Source organism: Leptolyngbya sp. BC1307, from assembly GCF_002286735.1.
Taxonomy (GTDB): Bacteria; Cyanobacteriota; Cyanobacteriia; order Phormidesmidales; family Phormidesmidaceae; genus Phormidesmis.
The window spans coordinates 1-17,721 of sequence record NZ_NRTA01000008.1 but is presented as its reverse complement, the minus strand read 5'-3'; the positions used below and the strand labels follow the sequence as shown (position 1 = coordinate 17,721).

Sequence of the window (17,721 nt, the reverse complement as noted above, 5' to 3'; positions counted from 1 at the left end):
AATGCCGCTTAGACTAACCTCCGCAGCAGGCTAATCGCTTCACTGGGGGCAGGCGCAATCATTAGCGGCTCCTCTATGGTCATAACCGGGCTCCACAGCACAGTTTCGGCATAGTGCAGGGTGTGCAGCAGATGGATCGTCTGGCGCACGTCTTCGGGGTGGCCGAGCAAAATGTGGCGGAGCGATCGCCTTCCTCCACACTTGCCAGAAGTCAGGGGGGCTGTGGGAAAATGACCACAACCTCTCTCACTGGTTAGTCAGTGTTAGGGGCGAGCTATCGGTGTTGGCTGGACCCCAACGCCGGTAGCGGCTAAATTTTTCGAGGCAGTTTAGCGATCGCACCGGTTCCCGCAGCTTGCGAGAAGCGCAATCACTAAAAAACAGCGTATCAGCCCCCATTCAAAAGCGTCAACTATCTGACACAGGGAATCTTGATAAATACGCAGGCGGCTCGCTAGCGCAATTGAAAGGGCAAAGACCTGATCTAATCTATACCCCTGTCCCAGCCGGTACCTTGTCGCGCTGCGGATGAATCGAAACGCCTGCTTGCAATGCCGTATACAGCCGATTTAGCGCATTGACATAGGCATGGGCTGAAGCAACAATAATGTCAGTATTCGCCGCATGACCCGAATAAATTCTCGCGCCGTTACGCACCCGAATGGTGACTTCTCCCATCGCGTCAATACCTGCCGTTACCGATTGAACAGAATATTCAATCAGGTCATTTTCGATATCGACCACGCGGTTAATCGCCTGGTAAATGGCGTCTACTGGCCCGGTGCCGATAGAGGCGTCAGTAATCTCTTCGCCGTCTGGCATGCGGATGGTGACAGTGGCCGTTGGCTGCGCGTTACTGCCGCAAGAGACCTGTACCAGCTCTAGCTTAAAGTGTTCGGCCACCTGCAAAGCTTCGTCATTAACGATGGCTTCAAGATCGCGATCGCTAATCTCCTTCTTTTTGTCGGCAACTTCTTTAAACCGCAAAAAGGCCTTGTTTAGCTCCTGGTCGCCCAGCTCATGGCCTAGCTCGCTCAGCCGAGTGCGAAACGCATTGCGGCCCGAGTGTTTGCCCAGCACAATCTGGTTGTCATTTAGGCCAATCAGCTGCGCGTCCATAATCTCGTAAGTCAGCCGGTTTTTTAGCACGCCGTCTTGGTGAATGCCCGACTCATGCGCAAAGGCATTTGCCCCTACAATCGCCTTGTTCGGCTGCACCAACATGCCCGTCATATTCGAGACCAGCCGCGAAGCCTTGTAAATCTCTTGCGTATGGATATTCGTCAGAGGCGCTTCAGATTCGGGCGGCAAACCAAAGAAAGGATTGTAATACTGCCTGCGCACATGCAGAGCCATCACCAGTTCTTCTAGCGCCGCGTTTCCAGCTCGCTCGCCAATACCGTTGATGGTGCATTCTAGCTGCCTGGCACCCGCTTTCACCGCTTCCAAAAAGTTCGCCACGGCCAGCCCCAAGTCATTGTGACCGTGAACTGAGATAATCGCTTGGTCAATGCTGGGCACGTTCGCCTTGATGCCGCGAATCAGGTCGCCAAATTCGCTGGGGGTCAGGTAGCCCACTGTGTCAGGAATATTTAACGTAGTGGCACCAGCAGCGATCGCCCGCTCCAACACCTCATACAAAAATTCAGGGTCGCTGCGGCCCGCATCTTCCGGCGAAAACTCCACATCGCCTGTAAAGCTCTTGGCATAGCCCACCATTTCTTCAGCGATCGCCAGCACCTCTGCCCGCGACTTCTTCAGCTTGTACTGCATGTGAATATCGGAAGTGGCGATAAAGGTATGAATCCGCCCCTTTGCCGCCGGAGCCACCGCCCGCGCCGCTGCCTCAATGTCGCCTTTAGTCGCTCGTGCCAGTCCGCAAATCGTCGGGCCATTCGGCGTACCGACTTCACCGGCAATCGTCTGCACCGCCTCAAAGTCGCCGGGACTGGCAAACGGAAACCCCGCTTCGATAATATCTACATTCAGCCGCGCTAGCTGCTTAGCCACCGCCAGCTTCTCAGCCACATTCATCGTCGCCCCTGGTGACTGCTCGCCATCGCGCAGCGTCGTGTCAAAGATCAGCACCCGGTCTAGCTGACTGCTCAAGGACTGGATGGTATCTGCTGAATTTGGCTGAGTCATCGCAAAGGGTACCTGCTGTGAGATGGGCGCGTAAATGCTAGTGTGAAGCCCGCTTTATTATTCTATAGCAAGCGTAGGGATGCATTCATTTGCCCGCGCCACTTTGCCCGCCATACGCAACGTTTTCAGCAGTCATTTGGGCAGTGAGCAACGCTCCCAGCCAGCCCGCAAGGTTCAAAGGCCGCCGCCACCGCAAGCTTGGGCAATCCGCTACTAAAAAAACTAAAAAATAAAGACATCCGTTGCAAAGACTCAGTCGTCTCTGTCGCAGATGCCTTTTTGTCGAAAATTCTATCCGATTTTTTATCTAAAGGTCAAAGTCGCTTCGGCGAATGAGGCTGACTTATCGTCCGATTTAAGCGGCTCGTAAATACTCCACCTCAAAGCCATGATACTGAGGCTGAAGACCTGAGGCTAAGAGCTGCTGTAGCTTAGGAATCTCCCCACTGTTATAGACCCGAAATTCGTTGTCAAGCTTGGCGCTTTCTGTGCGAACAGCCTGGTTGATAACCAAAGAGCCGCCGACATCAGATTCTGAGCGGTGGAAAGTACCGGGGGGAATGCGCAAAATGTGACGGTTGGCATCTAGCCGAACGACATGGTACGGACATTCCCAGTCAAAATTGACCAAATGAAAGGTGCGTCCGCCCGACAGTGCCAATAGGTTATCTTCCTGACGGGGATGGAGATAAAACTGCCAGCTGCTATCTTGAGCGTTGTTTGGGCTAATGGCGGGGCCAGCGTGAGAAACCAGGTCTCTGGCGTTGGAGGAGGGTACCGTAATATCAAAAAACTGAACGCTGGGTGTGTCTCTAAACTTTTGGAACTGCAGCAGTTGGAACATAGGAACCCCGTGAATCTTGGCTGAAGATTTCCAGCGAATTGATGAATTGTTGCTACCTTAGCCTTAGCCATATTTAGGATCAAACCGGCTACTGGTGTATGTCTATGCGGAAAGCGAATAGAAGTTGGCTATGAACATCTTTCACCTTGAGGTTTTGTCTGCCGTGGCAGAATGCGGTACTTTTTCGGATGCGGCAGTTAACCTGGAGGTTTCGCAGTCGGCGGTGAGCCGAGCCGTGGCCTCGCTAGAGAGCGAATTGGGCGTGCCGCTGCTGACCCGAGGCCGCTTTGGAGCCAATCTAACGCCTGTGGGTGAACGGGTGATTGAGTACAGCCAAAAAATGCTAGACCTCAAGGAACATATAGATTACGAGGTTAATTTAGAAAAAGGGCTCTACAATAGCCGCCTGCGGATTTCCTCCTTTCGCAGCGCCGCGACACATTTGTTACCGGCTAATATTGCCCGCTTTCGCAAACAGTTTCCCCATGTCGAAGTCACCATTGCCGAACTCGATCCGGCTGGGGTAGAACAGTCTTTGCGCGAAGGGCAAACCGATATAGGCTTAATTCCCCTGCCTCGCTCGGAAGAGTTTAAGACGTTAGAAATCGCTCGGGATGAGTACGTGGTTCTACTGCCTAAGACAGAAGCACTGCCGCCCAAAAATCTGACTTGGGAAGACCTCTCCGGGTATTCCTTTATTCTTTTTAACTATGCCGAATGCACCAGCGCAGTGCGCGACCACTGGGCGCAGTGCGGTCAGCCTTTTGAAGTGGGCTATGTGATCAAAGAAGATTCCACAATTGTGAGTATGGTGGCTCAGGGGTTAGGGGCGGCTGTTTTGCCAAGGCTAGCAGCGCTGCCAATTCCAGAAGGGGTGTATGTGCGATCGCTCCCCATTCGCCTCAATCGCATCATCGGCGCAGCGATATTAGCCAATACCCCGCCCGCACCCGCCGTCAAAATGTTCTTAGACGTTTTGCAAAATCAGGGGAGGTTTGCAGTGTAGACAGGCGGTAACGGCTCAATGACGAGCTGCGCCCCATCCCCTTTTAACACCTCTGTACAGCCGATACTGAGCTGCCGATTATTGTCCCGACCGGGCTTGATAATGAAAACAGTGCGATCGCAGCCCTTCGCGAAGGAGCCCAAGACTACCTGGTTAAGGGCGAGATCAAAGATTGTTGAAAACCACAAGGGCCGTATTGGGGTAGCTTCCGAACCCGGCGTGGGCACCAATGTCTACTTCACCCTGCCCGGTGCCCATTGATCTTGCCCGTTGATCTTGCCCATTGATCTACCGAATACGTTTGTTTAGACCTGGACTAGCGAGGAAAGATGTGACGGCGAGGCGAAATGCCTGGATTGAAGATGGCCGCAACTTCTTCGTCAGACAGTTGGCTGATTTGCGTTTCCAGCGTTTCCGCATTTAAGGCAATGCCTTGCGCAGCAGCAAGCTTAACAAACGCCGCCGGGTCATTCAGAGCAGCGGTTCTCTCCTGATTGGCGTGGGCTTTTTGAACGCTCTTATATAGTCGTGCCGCGTTTTGTTCTGGCATGATCTTAATTTCCTGGAGAAAAGGATTGAACTTTGACTGATAGCGTTATCTGACAATAATGATGGGCTTATTGTTTTTTGCCAGGTTTAGCTGCCAGGTTTAGCTGTTAGTCAGGCTCAGCAATGCATAAAAAAGATGCTATGAGCTCTCTTTATTCTATCAGATTTGCAACGACTCAGGCTGACTGCGTAGATCACTGGCGCTGCAAACAGAGTAGACAGCATTGTTTTGTCCTGCAGGCGGCGGCATTAAACATTTTGGTCATGGGCCGAAAATGCCGCGATCATTCAGGCGACCAGTTGAGGCTGTGATTGTCTGACGGGGTCATTTGAGGCGGTAGCAGCGATCGCCTCTGCTACCGCCATGGCCGATGTCACCGCGCCTTCATGCAGGCCGTCGCTCAGGTAAGCGCCTGCATGATAGGTGTTGTTCTCGCCATTGGTCGCAATTACCTCATCCCGGGACCGAAAAGAGTCGGCATCATAAAACGGGGTATGGTGCTGCTGCGTATGAATAATTTTCTCAGGGGAGATTGCTTTTTCTAAATTAAACGCAAGACTGTAGAATTGCTCAGAAGTAATGCCACACAACTGATTGAGATAGGCGTTGTAGCCCCAGCCTGCGTTCGTTTGGAAAAAGTCAAACTCAGCGCCTCGGGTAATGTTGTAAGGCTTGTAGAGGGCGCGATCGCTGTGCAAAACCGTCGTGATGTAATTTGGCTTCCAAGCTTGAAACCGCCTGACCTCATCCGGCCTGGCATCCTCTAGCAGTGATAAGATCTGATCCGGTGGCGTGGCGAAAACAACCTTGTCAAACTGCTCTGCAAACGGAGGCGCATTCCTCCCTTTGCCTTCAATTTGAACCGCCTCATCCGAGCGGCGAACCGATGTAACAGTCGTCCCTAAGCACACCTCTCCCGAAAATTTAGAGAGGATCTTTTCGATGTAAGAATAGACCCCCCCTTTGATGCGATACCAGTCACCAAAGATATAGCGGCACAGCGATGGAATCGCCAGAGCGGCGGGAAAGTCATCAATGGCTTCATACGGCATAGAATAGCTGTACATCGTTAGCAGCTTGAGCCAGGTCGTGCGATCGCTTTCAGATGAAAAATACTTGGAGAGCGGCTGACCCGTTAGATCTTCCAATCGCGCCCGATGGGTCTTTAGCCAAAGTCCCAAGGACTGAGCATAAAGGATTTCCAGGTGTAAAAACTCGCGCCACTTTTGCACGCCCCGAAAATTGCGATCAATCATGGCGGGTGAGAGAAAATGAGGGCCATCTTTAAAGAAGAGACCAGACCCCACTTCAACCGGCGCTAGCGGAACGGCCAGCTCCTTCATCAGCGCTAGAAAATTAGTGAACTTAGCCGAAAACTCCAAGACCCCAGTCTCCAATCGCTCTGGGCAATCTGTTCGAGCCTGAATATTCCCATTCAACGTCCGAATATGCCCGCCTAACGTGCTCTGCCACTCGTAGACCGTCACGCTGTGCCCCTGCCGGTCTAATAAGTAGGCCAAAACCATGCCGCTAGCGCCGCCGCCGATGATTGCGATTTTCATACGTGTTTGCTCCTGATGAGAGATAAGCGATCGCTCCGAAGGTTGCTCTGTGACTACTCTGTGACTACTCTGTGACTACTCTGTGACTACTCGGCGGCTACGCGGTAAGGAGTGGCTCACCCGATAGCCGCTGGTACAGCAGGGCACCTGTCCAAAAAGTGGGCGCAAACCCCGGATAGCCCGAAGAGGCATTGCAGAAGTAGAAATGGTTGAGAGAGGTTTTATGCGTTAACCGGCCCAGTCCCATGTTCTTTGGCGTGAGGCTAGAGCCGTAGGAATTGCCCTGAGGGCACCGGCAAAAGCGCTCATTCGTGGTGGGACTACCGGTAATCTTAAAGACCAGATGCTCTCGAATAGTGGGGACGTAATGCTTTTCGACAATGTCCAGCAGGGTCTCTAAGATTTCTTCTTTTTTGCGGTTGTAGGCTTTGCGATCATTCCTTTGCAACTCATCAAAATAGCGATAGTTCGCCACCGTCAAAAATTCAATAATCTGGCAGTCCTCAGGGCAATCTCGCTTTGCCGTCGTCAGCAGCGTCGGCGTCGTTATCGCAAAGCTTGGCCGAGAAAAATCATTGTCTTCGTACATTCGCTTAAAGGCCGCATTGAGGTCAGGATCTTCACTATGAAAGGTATTCCAGGGGCCAAACCCATACTCACGAAGGTCTAGATCTTTCACCACGCAGTAGGCCATAAAGTTCGATGGCGAATAGTCATAGTCCAGCTGACGCCGCACCCCTCGGGAAAATTTTTGCAGGCCAATCATCTCCGCCGCTTTTTTGGGATCGATATTACAAATGACGCGATCGCCTAAAAACTCAATGGTTTCATGACTGCGCTGATCGAGTGCCTTGACGCCTTTAACCGTGTTGCCCTCAACTAGAAACTCAGTGACCTCTGTTTCAGTGCGCACCTTGCCACCATTCTCTTCAATGGTATTCACCAGAGAACTGATCACCTGTTCAAAATGCTGCGTCGGGTAGTAGGCCCCTTCTTGGTAGCCCGTGAACAAAATCACCCAGGCGTAAAAAGAGAGCTGCTCGGGCGGCAGTAAAAAATCGGGCCACTGCAAAGCCAGCAGAGCTTGCGCGGCTTCAGGAAGCTGGTATTCATCAAACACGTCTTGCAGCGTGCTGCCATAGTATTTGAGCGCGGTTACCGCCACTGGGAGCTGTGTTAGCAATAGCTGAGGGCGCACGGGCGGCGAGAGACACTTCAGCCCCTGGCGGACTTGCTGTACCGCCTGCAAGAACCCCTGAATATGGGTCTTGTGCTCAGGGAACAGAGCCGATAGCCGCCGCGAGAGCTGGTCCGAATCAGAAGGAATCTCCAGGGAGTAGCCCGGTAGATGCATGTGGTCAAACCCATCCGGGTCGTAGCGCTCAAAGGTCACGTCTTGATCGAGTCCAAGCTTTTTCAGTACCCGATTAACGGTATTCCCTTCACCACAGTCCCAAACGTAGTGCAGTTGGGCGTTGAAGTGATATTTTTTGGCCATGGTAAAGGTGTGGCCAAATCCACCCGGATACTCATGCGCTTCGAGCACGCAAACGGTCTTTCCAGACTTTGCCATCAGCGCTCCAAACGCCAGCGCAGATAGGCCGCTACCCAAAATCAAATAGTCTATCCGATAATTTTCTCGCATCGCTTTTATAACCTACGACCGAAACCATAGGTCTTACAGTAGAAGCAAACAATGAAGAATCTGTGAGGACTATCCGGGATCGCCCTTAGAGACTGGCCGACAGTTGGCTCCTCATATTTCCATCAACATTGGTTCGTACTATGAAGATGAACCAGAAAAGGCTTTCTCTGCCTTAAGGAAGAGTGCCATGAACACGATCAAGCTCCAGAAAAATATCTACACCCTCGATATGCTGCGCGATGAAGCCAGAGCGCTAGTGGACAAAGGCGCTGTGACTCGCCAGGAGCCCATTTATACACTGTGCCGCTACATTCCAGGCCGTGAATGGGAATGCTTTAAAATCGAGCTAGAAGAAAACGAGTTTTTGCAGCGCGACCACATTGTCGATTTGCTCAGCCAGGAAAGCTGGGAAGAAGACGCCTAACCAGACGCACGGCTAGCTTAACGAATCGAAGCGATCGCCCTTAAGCATCAACGCCCAGGACAGCCCCCAGATAGGTGTTAGGAATAACCAGCACAGGTCGATTCGACTGAGAGAGAATGCCCTGACTCACACTCCCCACAAAAAGCTGAGACATCATGCCACGTCCATGCGACCCGACTACGATCATATCCACTTGGAGCTTCAATGCTTCCGCTAAGATTGTCTCAACTGTTTCGCCTTGAACCAGCAGCGCAGTCGCCTTCAGTCCCTCATGTCGCAGACGCGCTGAAATCTCCTGGATTTGGCTGTGCTCATCGTGATATCTTTCCGCTAGAAAATCTCGTTCGGCTTGGGGACCTGCGTCAAATTCAAGCAGCTCTGGTTTGGGCTGAGTGACATGGACAATCCACATCTGAGCTGAAAGCGCCTTGGCAATTTCTTCTGCCTTGTTTACAACCGTTTCTGTGGCGTCAGAGAGGTCAATAGCGACTAAAATATTCATAGCTTTTTTCGTTAAATGTAGAGGGCAGGCTAAGAAAGCTGCCCACCGCTTCTGGCTGCCGCTTTAGACTGCCGCTTTAGACCGTACTGGGCACCGTAGACATCCATTTCATCAGGATAAGTAGCGTGCTTACCCCACCGGCAAACAGCAACAGCGCCCCCCAACCGGTCGGATCTTGCCGAACCTTTTGCCACCAGGATGCAAAGATATTGAAGATCATAGTTGTCCTTCGAGATAAGATGGGCTTATAGAAGAGAGAGGCTTCCTCTCAATCTCTGAAGTGGTCAGGCTCTGAAGTGGTCAGGGGCTCCCTCCCTTATACCCTTCATGCTAGACCGTACCGACTAAAGCAGTCAGTAATTTTTACGTTTCGTGAGGTTCTCGTGGGGTTTGACTGTTACGAAATATCTACAGTAGATCATCTCCCTGCCTGCAAATCCTCAGAAAATCCTCAAGTTTTCTAGCTAACCTGAGAGAAAAGCGTTATCGACAAAGCGTTATCGACGTTGTCGAATAAATTTAGCTTGGAAGGGATAAAACCATGACTGCTCAAATCCAAAGAACGAGACGAGTTGCGATTTTGGTGGAAAACGAATTCGAAGATATTACCTTTAAGCTTCCTAACGCCGCTCTCAAGCAAGCGGGCGTGGTCGTCACTGTGCTAGGCGCGCGGATGAACGATGAGTACAAAGGCCATCACGGGACAGTGAGCGTAACGCCGGATGCGACAACGACAGAGGTGCACGCAGAAGATTTTGATGCCTTTGTGATTTTGGGAGGCAGTATTCGGGTGAACCCCAACGTGATCAGGCTAGTTCGAGAGGCGATCGCCCTGCAAAAATGGATCGTCGCCATTGGCACTGGCCCTCAGGTTTTAATTGAGGCCGATCAGCTCTCAGGCAAACAGGTCACTGGCTTTCGCGCCATTCGCAAAGATATTGAGAATGCAGGTGCGACCTACATAGACACGCCGACGGCGGTTGACACTCCCTTGATCACCGCCCGCAGACCTGGCGATTTGCCGATTGTGATGGCCACATTATTCAGGCTATTGGAGATTTTGCCCCCTGACAAAGAGCTTCCGTCAACGAACCACCTCCACCATCATGACTGGTGGGCGTTGGGTGAAGCCTGGGGCGGAACCAGCCGGGTGGAGTTGGTGAAAGCGCTGAACACGGCCATCGTTGGCGAACGCTATACTCTGGAGTTGTTAAAGCAGTACAGCTACCGGGCCAAAGATCCCAGTGTTGTTTCGATCCTGACAGAAATTATCGACAGTAAACAGCATCATATCAAACAGCTCAGTGACAGACTTCACGATGGCTTTGGTGAAGCCGTCACCTGGCAAGCCTTTGGGGGAGAAGCCTTAGCGGCCCTCCAAAGCTGGCTGCAATCTAGCGGCGATCGCGCCATTATCCGACGAACTCTCGGTGACTTACAAACCGGGATTATCGACGCCTATAGGCTATGCAACCAGCTGAGCGATCCGGTCACAGCAGAGATCCTGGACACCATTGTCACCGATCTTTCTAAATATGAACAGTACTTAGCCGCGCTGTATCGCAATCAGTCACTGCCCCCACAGCCACCCCTGCCCACTACCGTCGCTGCTATCGGGGGGTGAACAGCAGCGGGTCGCGATGGCGGATCGCGTCGTGTACATGCGCAGCGGCAATATTGCTGAGATTAAGCGGAATGTGAATAAGCGATCGCCTGCCGAACTGGAATGGTAGAGAGCGATGAAAGCACTGGGCAAAAAGCTATTGAACAGCTCGAATCTGGGCGAAAAGTCGAAGCTAGATAAGTCGTAAATAACAAACTCGGTTGATGAATAGAGTCCGTTAGTTGCCTTTACTACCCAAACGTTTCTTCAAAATAGGCCGATAGCCCTGCGCCAGCGTAGGCTTAAAGACTAAATACTCATCTGGAATGACCGCGCCCTGTACAACATTTTCACCCAGGCCGTAGGCCGCTGTGATCAGCGCGACATGGAAAGGGCGTTTCCAAAATCAGGTCTCGAACCCGGCGACTGCACTGGCGAAGGGCTTCGAGATCTTCAATATTGAGAGACTCAAAATGTGATCGCATCTGGGCCTCTAACCCCGCCTCACGGATAAAGTCTCGGTAGGCATGGTCTGTGCTGCCGTGGTCTGTGCTGCCGTGGTCTGTGCTGCCGTGGTCTGTGCTGCCGTGGGGAGTCGCCGAAGCTGTATGTGTCGCCTGTACCATAAAAACTCACTCTGAGAGACAACCTGTAGAAGCTGACGATTGCCTTCTCCTATACACTGAAATTCTGTTAGAAAGCATCGGTTGGATTTAGTCGGATGCCTGGCGCTCGATCACCACAGTCAGGTGGGCCACCATTGCGCCAATCACCCCAACCGCAGCGACCACCGGAAACAAAGCTGCACCAATCGTGCCGCCAATCACCCCGACCGTCAGCGGAATCTCGATCAGCGTATGGCCCTCTTCATTTTTGATAATGATGCGGCGAATATTGCCTCGCTGAATTAGCGCTTTGATACGGGTAACCAGCGCATCTCCTGAAATCTTAAATTCCTCTACCGTTACTTTTTCCTCAGCGCCTGTTTCCGGTGGGGTGTCGGTAGCGACTGTATCCGACACAAAAACGGCTTCGTCAGGATTCGTACTCATTGCAGATTTCTCTTAAACAATTATGATTTCAGCTTACAGAGAACTTGTGAGGAAACTGTGAGGTGAGTCGCTGCTCAAAAGTCACGGTGGCCGCATTTGGGCTGCCCCAAAGAAGAATCTGTCAGCTCTGGATATCCAAAAGAGCGCAGTGACTATCGATTCGTCGGTAACGGCAGCGGCATTCATTGGCATGAGCTTGACGAAGACATTAGTCTGAAGAACCTGCTGCTTGGACAGCCTTCTGGAGAGAGTCAAAAATCTTTTCAGCGCTGGCTAAACTCGCGAGTAGAAACTGCCTGAAAGTATCAGTTGAGCTGAGCGCGAAATCGGCTGATGCTGACGCCTAATAGCAGTACTGCGAAGACGGTGAGGGCGACGATTTCGGGGAGCAGGACGCCGACGCCAACGCCTTTGAGGATGAGGCTGCGGGCGATGGTGACGTAGTGCCGTAAGGGGTCGAAGAAGGAGAGAATACGGAAGAATTTTGGCATGCTTTCGATGGGGACGATCGCCCCTGAAAGCTGAATCAGCGGCACGTTAAAGAAAAACGAAGTCAAAATCACCTGCTGCTGATTGCGAGAGACCGTCGCCAACAAAATACCGATGCCAATGCAGACAAACACGTAAATGCCCGACAGCGCCAGAAACAGAAAATAATTACCGCGAAACGGCAATCCAAACACCACGCGGCCAATCGCCGAAGCCAGCAGTACATCGCCCATTGACAATACAAACAGCGGCGCAATCTTAGCCGTCAAAATCTCCCAACCGGCGGCGGGCGTCATCAAAAGCTGCTCCAGCGTGCCAACGTCTTTTTCACGAATGACCGTCGATGACGAGACTAATGAGCCGGTCAGCGTTAGGACTACGCCAATCACACCCGGCACGAAAAACCAACTGCTGAGCAAACCGGGATTGTAGAGAAAAATCACCGCTGTCTGAACCGGCGGCACTCTCTCAGGTTGGCCCAGAGTTTGGCCCAGGGTTTGACCGTAGCGATTGACTAGCTGATTGGTGTAGCCGTTGGCGATACCGGCAGTATTAGCATCAACGCCGTCAATCAGCACTTGCACATCCACAGATTTACCCGCTGCGAGCTTTGGGGCAAAGTCGGGCGGAATGATCAGGCCAAAGATCTCGCCGCGCTTTACTGTAAAATCAATGCCTTTGAGCGCTTCGGTCGAGCCGTAGCATTTGCGCAGACTGTGGACGGAGATCGCGCTATCTGCCGTTTCCATTTCAGCCGTTGTTTTGAGAGGCGCTACTGTCATTCACTTGCCTCTGCGGCTTCTAGCAAAATCTTGCCGTCAGCGGGCATGCCGGGTTTGGCAAAGCCGCTCGGGTTGTCAATCTCTAGCTTTAGCCCAAACACCTGCGTTACCCGATCCTCTTCAAAGTAGATATTCTCAGGCGTAAAAGAGGCTTCAGTATCAATGGCCGTCACTGTTGCCGCTAGCGGCTGCTCCGGCGCAGAATCTAAAAACACCTGTGCGGCTTGACCAACCCGCACTTCGCCAACTTCTCCTTCAGGAATATAGCCGCGTAGATAAACCTCTTCTAGATTGACCACCGTGAGAACAGTCGTTCCCGGCGAGATTACTTCGCCAGGTTCTACTGTGCGGGTGAGCACAACGCCATTAATGGGGCTGGTGATTGCTAGGGCGCTGAGCCGCGATTCGATTTCAGCTTGAGCTGCTTTTGCCTGTGCCAGTTCTGCTTGGGCGGCGGCTAGCTGAGCCTGGGCCTGGGCCTGCTGCTTTTGCGTGCGGGTGACCTGAGCAGCGCGAATGTCTGGGTTGAGCTGGCTGGTTTGAGTCTGGGTGAGGGCTCCCTGGTTGGCGGCGACCTGCTGACGGGCGGCGGCGACGGCGGCTTGCTGCGCGGTTAGCGTGTCTTGAGCCGTTTCAAACTGGGTTTGGGCCTGGTCGAACTGTTGCTGGGAGACTGCGCCTTGGGAGACTAAAGTAGAGAAGCGATCACGGTCTGTTCGTGCCAGCGCTAAGGCTGATTGGGCTTGCTGTGCCTGGGCTTGGGCCGATGAAAGCTGCGCCTGCCCCGTGGCTACCGTCGCCTCAGCCTGACTGACCCGGCCAGTAGTGTCTCCCTGAGACTGCTCTAAGGTTAGCTGCGCTTCCTGCACCTGGCTTTCTACCACCTCTATCTGTAGCCCGGCCTGCGTCACCTGTTGCTGCGCCGCATTCACCTTGGCTTTAGCGGCCTCTAGCTGTGCCCTGAGTTCTTGATCGTCAAGCTGGGCAACCACCTGGCCCTGTTTCACCCTGTCGCCTTCCCGCACGGCCACAGACTTCACTTTGCCGCCGACTTTAGCGCCCAAATCGCTTTCGTAGCTTTCGAGTCGTCCGCTCAGCTCAATGGCGCTGTCGTCAGGCCGGGTCAGCCAGTAGCGAATGCCAAACCCGGCGGCGACAATCAGCAGCCCCAGCGGAATCGGCCGCCGCAGTTTCTTCTTCAGGCTGCCCTGCTGTCCGAATCGGGGCGGTTTCCGGCGTTGGCTCAGCTATTTTTTCGAGCGCTGCCGCAGCGGGTTTGGCGCTTGCTAGAGGAATATTTTGAGGCCCACCCTGAGCTAAACCATACTAACCCTGAGGCCACTGCTCGCATATTTATGGGTACGCTGATGAGCTATGTGCTCACGCAAAAGCTGCTCCACGGGCAAGAGATTTTGCCGATGAAGCAGGAGGTGATGATTGATAGTCTGCTGGAGCTGATTATTCGATAGGAGCGGTGTTGTTTAGGGCTGCTTTTCTCAAGAACAGTTTTGATCGTTTTAGAGGCTGTATGAAAAGTATCAAACTTACTGCATTGGCCCCCTCAGTCCCCCAATCCTGGGGGAAGCTAGAGCGCAGCTAAGCTATCTGAAACTGAGACGTTTAGCCCGCGAACTCAGAGCCCCCAGGATTGGGGCTCGGGGGGCCACGCAGTAACTATTAGCACTTTTAAAACATCCTCTTAAGCTGTGGTTTAGACTGGGGCTCGCGGCTATTTGCTCTGGGTGGCTCTCTGTGCCAGTGCGAATGCGCCCATGATGCCCGCCTGAGCGCCTAGCTGCGGCGGTAGGATATACGCTTCGATGTCGTCTGTGATTTTGGGTATGTCCAGGTAGGCGTTTAGCTTTTGGCGAACCTGTGAGCGAATTAGCGGAAAGAGCTGTGATTGTTCCATGACGCCACCGCCGAGAATGATCCGCTCTGGTGAAAGCATCAGGGTGTAGTTGACCAGGCCAATGGCTAAGTAGTTGGCTTCTAAGGCCCAGGCGGGATGGTCGGCGGGGAGGGAGGCGGCTTTTTGGTGCCATCTTTTTTCGATGGCAGAGCCGGAGGCTAAGCCTTCTAAGCAGTCTTGGTGAAAGGGACAAACCCCCGGAAACGGATCGGCAGATAGATCGTGAGGAATGAGAATATGGCCCATCTCGGGGTGCAGCAGTCCGTGAATTGGCTGGCCGCTGACCATGCCGCCGCCGCCAATGCCGGTGCCCACGGTCAGATAGATGAAGGTCTCTAAGCCTTGCGCATGGCCCCATTGATGCTCGCCCAAGGCGGCTGCATTGACATCTGTATCGAAGCCGATGGGAATATTTAGCTCGCGCTGAATCATGCCTGCAAAGTCAATCTGTTGCCAGCCGGGTTTTGGTGTGTTTAAGAACCAGCCAAATTTGGGAGAGTCGGGGCGGACATCTACGGGGCCAAAAGCGCCAATGCCGATCGCTGCTAGTGTTCCTTGTTGTTTTATTTGCTGACGAAAAAAGCGAATGACTTGAGGGAGGGTTTCGGCGGGGGTGGTGGTGGGGATGCGGGTGACTGCTCGCAGGTCGTTTGGGCCGGTGCCGATGGCGCAGATAAATTTGGTGCCGCCTGCTTCGATCGCGCCTAGAAGTGACATGCGGTGGCCCTCGTGTGAGCGGTGGGTATGGACATTTACTCAGGTAGCGTGACTTAAAACAAATTGAGTGCAAAGGGCGATCGCTTCTCACAGAGCCACTCGCCCTTCTGCAACACTAACTTACACTTTTCCCCGAGCAGCTCGCACTTCTCGCGCAGCAGCTTACACTTTTCCCCGAGCAGCTCACACTTCTCGCGTAGCAGCTTGCGCTCTTCGTTGAGCAGCTCGCACTTCTCGCGTAGCAGCTTGCGCTTTTCGTTGAGTAGCTCACACTTCTCGCGTAGCAGCTTGCGCTCAAGCCTACATCGCACGCCTGAGCAGACTAATCGCTTCTGCTTGCGCGGCGGTGATGATGAGCTGATCGCCTACTGCGGTAATGGGGCTCCATAGCCCTGGCTCTGTGTAGTTCAGCCGATAGAGCAGGTGAATGGTCTGCTCAATGGCGTCAGGACTGCCTAGCAAAATGTGGCGCAGTTCTTCTCGGGGAGGACGGCTTTCGGCTGGGGTAGGGCGGAGCGGTGTCGGTAGCGTCAACGGTGCGGGCTCGTTGCTCTGATCGGCATCGGTCTGATAGAGACGGCTCTGTTCGTTGCGCTGACTGAGTTTGGGCAGATCGCTGGCGAGATAGGCAATGGTTTTCATGATTTTTTCAGTGCGGGGTTGAAAAAAGCACGAAAATTTAGCCGCCCAAACTTACTAAAAGTCAGGGCGGCTATGGCATCATGGCCGTAGTCACCTGGACTGCTGTTGTCAGTTCAGTGGGCTAGCTGTCGTTGATTGGTTCCAAGCAATCAGCGGCAGCGACTAAATTTTCGAGCGGTTGAGCAATTGCGACGGTTCCACGCGGCAACAACTATGACGAATAGCGTACAGTCTTATTTTGTAGGCGTCAACTATTTTTGCTGAGAAATTTTCAGCGGGGAGTGCTGCTTTCTTACGCTCTGATTAGCTGTCCTGCGAATATTCTTGGCTTAAGATGTGCTGTATTTCAGAATTTAACGTCGGGATTTTAGTGCTGACTACATCCCAAACGATATCGTAGTCAATGCCGAAATAATGATGAATGAGGCGATCGCGCATCCTCGCTAGACTACGCCATTCCGTTTTTTCATACTTTTGGCGTAGCGCTTCTGGCAACTGCTTAACGGCTTCTCCGATGACCTCGATACTTCTGACGTAAGCTCTTTGACGTAAGCTCTTTTAAGCGTTTCGTTCTCTAAGAAATCAGCCTTGGTCACACCCTCTGAGCTAGTCATGATGTAGTGAGTTTCGTCAAGAATATGCTGTAAAAACTCACGAACCTGTAGAGACATATTCTACCTCGCTTAGAATATGTGGGCCAATATGTGGGCTTAATGACTCAGTGGTTACCAGGTCGACGGTTCTGCCAAGCAGATCTTCTAAGAAAAACCCGAGGTGCATGAAGTTGTCAAAAGTCTTTTTCTCTGGCGTAAAAGAAACCAGGATATCTACGTCGCTGAGGGGGTGAATATTGCGATCGCGTCCAAAGGAGCCAAAAACCCCGTAGCGCTCGACTCCAAAGTCTTGCAGCTTTTGACGATGCTCATACAGCGACGATAGAACTTGAGCTTTTGTCTTTACTGTCTGCACAGGTTTTACGAATTGAACGCTGCTTGGTAGTTGATCAGACATCGTTGACTACAGGTATGTCGTCGTTTGCCTTAGTTTACCTAGTTTCAGACGTTTATGATGAGCAAAACGTCTTCTGAAAACATGGAAAATCTGAACGACGAACTTTTACCGGAATATAGATTTGACTACGCGCAGGCAAAGCCTAATCGTTTTGCGAGCCAGGAAGGGGCATCGGCAAAGAGAGTTGTGGTGCTAGATGAGGATGTCGCTCAAGTATTTACAACACCGGAGTCGGTTAATAAAGTACTGAGAGCCTTGATTGCTGCAATGCCTCAGCCCGCCGATAAAGAAACGGTGTAGCGCCGCATGAATTAGAAAGCCTATGCGATATGCTAGCCGCAGCAAGCATGGCGAAAAACGGTGACTCAGGAAGAATTGCTCAGGCTGATTGATGAAGCGGCGGCGGATGGTCGCCCGACTTTGGATTTATCGGGAGAGAACCTGAGCGAGCTGCCGCCGGAGATTGGCAAGCTGACGAATTTGAAGACGCTGGTTTTGGGACGTTGGGATAAGAAAAAGGAAGAATCTCGCAGCAATAATTTGAGTGCGCTACCGGATGAGATTGGGCTGTTGACAGAGTTGCGATCGCTCTTTCTCTATGGCAATCAGTTTACAGAGCTGCCAGAAATTGTCGCGAAGTTGAGCAGCCTGCAAACGCTCGACCTCAGTTACAACCAGCTGACGGAGTTACCGGCAGACATCGGGCAGTTGAGCAGCCTGCAAACGCTCGACCTCAGTTACAACCAGCTGACGGAGTTACCGGCAGACATCGGGCAGTTGAGCAGCCTGCAAACGCTCGACCTCAGTTACAACCAGCTGACGGAGTTACCGGCAG

The 17,721-nt window shown here is 52.5% G+C and carries 22 protein-coding genes and 3 pseudogenes; 8 read left to right on the top strand and 17 right to left on the bottom strand.

The window, feature by feature from the left end:
- Positions 1-8 precede the first annotated feature (8 nt).
- The 3 genes from CKL79_RS06765 to CKL79_RS06755 all read right to left on the bottom strand — a co-directional run bounded on the left by CKL79_RS06765 (position 9) and on the right by CKL79_RS06755 (position 2,989).
- Entirely contained in the window at positions 9-149 is a 141-nt protein-coding gene (locus CKL79_RS06765; protein WP_240518723.1) for a hypothetical protein, read from the bottom strand.
- 340 nt (positions 150-489) lie between these two features.
- Entirely contained in the window at positions 490-2,109 is a 1,620-nt protein-coding gene (locus CKL79_RS06760) for a 2-isopropylmalate synthase (protein WP_121968914.1), read from the bottom strand.
- 391 nt (positions 2,110-2,500) lie between these two features.
- Positions 2,501-2,989: a redox protein gene (locus CKL79_RS06755; protein ID WP_121968829.1), complete on the bottom strand. Its 489-nt coding sequence runs from the start codon at positions 2,987-2,989 to the stop codon at positions 2,501-2,503.
- Between the two features lie 130 nt (positions 2,990-3,119).
- On the opposite strand from CKL79_RS06755, the gene CKL79_RS06750 reads away from it, so the two are divergent.
- On the top strand, positions 3,120-3,995 hold the full coding sequence (locus CKL79_RS06750; protein WP_121968828.1) for a LysR family transcriptional regulator: 876 nt from the start codon (positions 3,120-3,122) through the stop codon (positions 3,993-3,995).
- Positions 3,996-4,311: 316 nt separating this feature from the next.
- Here the strand turns inward: CKL79_RS06750 and CKL79_RS06745 are convergent, their stop codons facing one another.
- The 3 genes from CKL79_RS06745 to CKL79_RS06735 all read right to left on the bottom strand — a co-directional run bounded on the left by CKL79_RS06745 (position 4,312) and on the right by CKL79_RS06735 (position 7,752).
- A complete protein-coding gene (locus CKL79_RS06745; RefSeq protein ID WP_121968827.1) occupies positions 4,312-4,545 on the bottom strand; it encodes a Nif11-like leader peptide family natural product precursor in 234 nt (77 codons plus the stop codon).
- A gap of 287 nt (positions 4,546-4,832) precedes the next feature.
- The gene (locus CKL79_RS06740; RefSeq protein WP_121968826.1) at positions 4,833-6,107 is read right to left on the bottom strand and encodes an FAD-dependent oxidoreductase; all 1,275 of its coding nucleotides are present in this window, start codon (positions 6,105-6,107) and stop codon (positions 4,833-4,835) included.
- 97 nt (positions 6,108-6,204) lie between these two features.
- Complete coding sequence (locus CKL79_RS06735) at positions 6,205-7,752, bottom strand: NAD(P)/FAD-dependent oxidoreductase (RefSeq protein ID WP_121968825.1); 1,548 nt, start codon at positions 7,750-7,752, stop codon at positions 6,205-6,207.
- Positions 7,753-7,939: 187 nt separating this feature from the next.
- On the opposite strand from CKL79_RS06735, the gene CKL79_RS06730 reads away from it, so the two are divergent.
- Positions 7,940-8,176, top strand: coding sequence for a DUF4327 family protein (locus tag CKL79_RS06730; RefSeq protein ID WP_121968824.1), 237 nt, complete (start codon positions 7,940-7,942; stop codon positions 8,174-8,176).
- Positions 8,177-8,216: 40 nt separating this feature from the next.
- Here the strand turns inward: CKL79_RS06730 and CKL79_RS06725 are convergent, their stop codons facing one another.
- Together CKL79_RS06725 and CKL79_RS23125 are read right to left on the bottom strand one after the other, a co-directional pair.
- Complete coding sequence (locus CKL79_RS06725; protein ID WP_121968823.1) at positions 8,217-8,678, bottom strand: universal stress protein; 462 nt, start codon at positions 8,676-8,678, stop codon at positions 8,217-8,219.
- 76 nt (positions 8,679-8,754) lie between these two features.
- A complete protein-coding gene (locus CKL79_RS23125) occupies positions 8,755-8,898 on the bottom strand; it encodes a hypothetical protein (protein ID WP_170943994.1) in 144 nt (47 codons plus the stop codon).
- A gap of 321 nt (positions 8,899-9,219) precedes the next feature.
- Between CKL79_RS23125 and CKL79_RS06720 the strand changes: the two genes are divergently transcribed.
- Positions 9,220-10,302 (top strand): DJ-1/PfpI family protein, encoded by a 1,083-nt coding sequence (locus tag CKL79_RS06720; protein ID WP_121968822.1) that lies wholly within the window; start codon positions 9,220-9,222, stop codon positions 10,300-10,302.
- A 13-nt stretch (positions 10,303-10,315) separates the two neighbouring features.
- Positions 10,316-10,411, top strand: a pseudogene (locus tag CKL79_RS24350) (ABC transporter ATP-binding protein); the annotation flags it as partial.
- 117 nt (positions 10,412-10,528) lie between these two features.
- On the opposite strand, the pseudogene CKL79_RS06705 reads toward CKL79_RS24350, so the two are convergent.
- Both CKL79_RS06705 and CKL79_RS06700 read right to left on the bottom strand, forming a co-directional pair.
- Positions 10,529-10,820 (bottom strand): annotated as a pseudogene (locus CKL79_RS06705) (PEP/pyruvate-binding domain-containing protein); the annotation flags it as partial.
- 174 nt (positions 10,821-10,994) lie between these two features.
- Positions 10,995-11,333 (bottom strand): DUF4342 domain-containing protein, encoded by a 339-nt coding sequence (locus CKL79_RS06700; protein ID WP_121968820.1) that lies wholly within the window; start codon positions 11,331-11,333, stop codon positions 10,995-10,997.
- Positions 11,334-11,471: 138 nt separating this feature from the next.
- On the opposite strand from CKL79_RS06700, the pseudogene CKL79_RS06695 reads away from it, so the two are divergent.
- Positions 11,472-11,633, top strand: a pseudogene (locus CKL79_RS06695) (DUF2442 domain-containing protein); the annotation flags it as partial.
- Between the two features lie 5 nt (positions 11,634-11,638).
- On the opposite strand, the gene CKL79_RS06690 reads toward CKL79_RS06695, so the two are convergent.
- Complete coding sequence (locus CKL79_RS06690) at positions 11,639-12,604, bottom strand: ABC transporter permease (RefSeq protein WP_240518722.1); 966 nt, start codon at positions 12,602-12,604, stop codon at positions 11,639-11,641.
- On the bottom strand, positions 12,601-13,629 hold the full coding sequence (locus CKL79_RS06685) for an HlyD family efflux transporter periplasmic adaptor subunit (protein WP_240518731.1): 1,029 nt from the start codon (positions 13,627-13,629) through the stop codon (positions 12,601-12,603). Before CKL79_RS06685 ends, CKL79_RS06690 begins: the two co-directional genes overlap by 4 nt.
- Between CKL79_RS06685 and CKL79_RS23775 the strand changes: the two genes are divergently transcribed.
- Positions 13,573-14,073: a TetR/AcrR family transcriptional regulator C-terminal domain-containing protein gene (locus CKL79_RS23775; RefSeq protein WP_240518721.1), complete on the top strand. Its 501-nt coding sequence runs from the start codon at positions 13,573-13,575 to the stop codon at positions 14,071-14,073. The genes CKL79_RS06685 and CKL79_RS23775 overlap by 57 nt on opposite strands.
- A 260-nt stretch (positions 14,074-14,333) precedes the next feature.
- Here the strand turns inward: CKL79_RS23775 and CKL79_RS06680 are convergent, their stop codons facing one another.
- From CKL79_RS06680 to CKL79_RS06660, 5 genes are all read right to left on the bottom strand, one after another.
- Complete coding sequence (locus CKL79_RS06680) at positions 14,334-15,233, bottom strand: ROK family protein (protein ID WP_121968817.1); 900 nt, start codon at positions 15,231-15,233, stop codon at positions 14,334-14,336.
- A 53-nt stretch (positions 15,234-15,286) separates the two neighbouring features.
- The gene (locus CKL79_RS06675; RefSeq protein WP_121968816.1) at positions 15,287-15,544 is read right to left on the bottom strand and encodes a hypothetical protein; all 258 of its coding nucleotides are present in this window, start codon (positions 15,542-15,544) and stop codon (positions 15,287-15,289) included.
- On the bottom strand, positions 15,534-15,875 hold the full coding sequence (locus CKL79_RS06670; RefSeq protein WP_121968815.1) for a hypothetical protein: 342 nt from the start codon (positions 15,873-15,875) through the stop codon (positions 15,534-15,536). The genes CKL79_RS06675 and CKL79_RS06670 overlap by 11 nt, the downstream gene beginning before the upstream one ends.
- 303 nt (positions 15,876-16,178) lie before the next feature.
- On the bottom strand, positions 16,179-16,370 hold the full coding sequence (locus CKL79_RS24345) for a HepT-like ribonuclease domain-containing protein (RefSeq protein ID WP_346427053.1): 192 nt from the start codon (positions 16,368-16,370) through the stop codon (positions 16,179-16,181).
- Positions 16,371-16,526: 156 nt separating this feature from the next.
- On the bottom strand, positions 16,527-16,886 hold the full coding sequence (locus CKL79_RS06660) for a nucleotidyltransferase family protein (protein ID WP_121968814.1): 360 nt from the start codon (positions 16,884-16,886) through the stop codon (positions 16,527-16,529).
- A 57-nt stretch (positions 16,887-16,943) separates the two neighbouring features.
- Between CKL79_RS06660 and CKL79_RS06655 the strand changes: the two genes are divergently transcribed.
- Together CKL79_RS06655 and CKL79_RS06650 are read left to right on the top strand one after the other, a co-directional pair.
- Positions 16,944-17,186 (top strand): hypothetical protein, encoded by a 243-nt coding sequence (locus CKL79_RS06655; protein WP_121968813.1) that lies wholly within the window; start codon positions 16,944-16,946, stop codon positions 17,184-17,186.
- A gap of 60 nt (positions 17,187-17,246) precedes the next feature.
- The coding region (locus tag CKL79_RS06650) for a leucine-rich repeat domain-containing protein (protein ID WP_170943993.1) at positions 17,247-17,721 on the top strand (475 nt) is incomplete at its 3' end.

Coding starts and splice junctions, on each gene's coding strand:
- CKL79_RS06660 (WP_121968814.1), bottom strand. CDS start 16,886: ATGTCTGATCAACTACCAAGCAGCGTTCAATTCGTAAAACCTGTGCAG.
- CKL79_RS06740 (WP_121968826.1), bottom strand. CDS start 6,107: ATGAAAATCGCAATCATCGGCGGCGGCGCTAGCGGCATGGTTTTGGCC.
- CKL79_RS06670 (WP_121968815.1), bottom strand. CDS start 15,875: ATGAAAACCATTGCCTATCTCGCCAGCGATCTGCCCAAACTCAGTCAG.
- CKL79_RS23125 (WP_170943994.1), bottom strand. CDS start 8,898: ATGATCTTCAATATCTTTGCATCCTGGTGGCAAAAGGTTCGGCAAGAT.
- CKL79_RS06725 (WP_121968823.1), bottom strand. CDS start 8,678: ATGAATATTTTAGTCGCTATTGACCTCTCTGACGCCACAGAAACGGTT.
- CKL79_RS06745 (WP_121968827.1), bottom strand. CDS start 4,545: ATGCCAGAACAAAACGCGGCACGACTATATAAGAGCGTTCAAAAAGCC.
- CKL79_RS06655 (WP_121968813.1), top strand. CDS start 16,944: ATGAGCAAAACGTCTTCTGAAAACATGGAAAATCTGAACGACGAACTT.
- CKL79_RS06750 (WP_121968828.1), top strand. CDS start 3,120: ATGAACATCTTTCACCTTGAGGTTTTGTCTGCCGTGGCAGAATGCGGT.
- CKL79_RS06730 (WP_121968824.1), top strand. CDS start 7,940: ATGAACACGATCAAGCTCCAGAAAAATATCTACACCCTCGATATGCTG.
- CKL79_RS06700 (WP_121968820.1), bottom strand. CDS start 11,333: ATGAGTACGAATCCTGACGAAGCCGTTTTTGTGTCGGATACAGTCGCT.
- CKL79_RS06690 (WP_240518722.1), bottom strand. CDS start 12,604: ATGACAGTAGCGCCTCTCAAAACAACGGCTGAAATGGAAACGGCAGAT.
- CKL79_RS06680 (WP_121968817.1), bottom strand. CDS start 15,233: ATGTCACTTCTAGGCGCGATCGAAGCAGGCGGCACCAAATTTATCTGC.
- CKL79_RS06735 (WP_121968825.1), bottom strand. CDS start 7,752: ATGCGAGAAAATTATCGGATAGACTATTTGATTTTGGGTAGCGGCCTA.
- CKL79_RS06755 (WP_121968829.1), bottom strand. CDS start 2,989: ATGTTCCAACTGCTGCAGTTCCAAAAGTTTAGAGACACACCCAGCGTT.
- CKL79_RS06720 (WP_121968822.1), top strand. CDS start 9,220: ATGACTGCTCAAATCCAAAGAACGAGACGAGTTGCGATTTTGGTGGAA.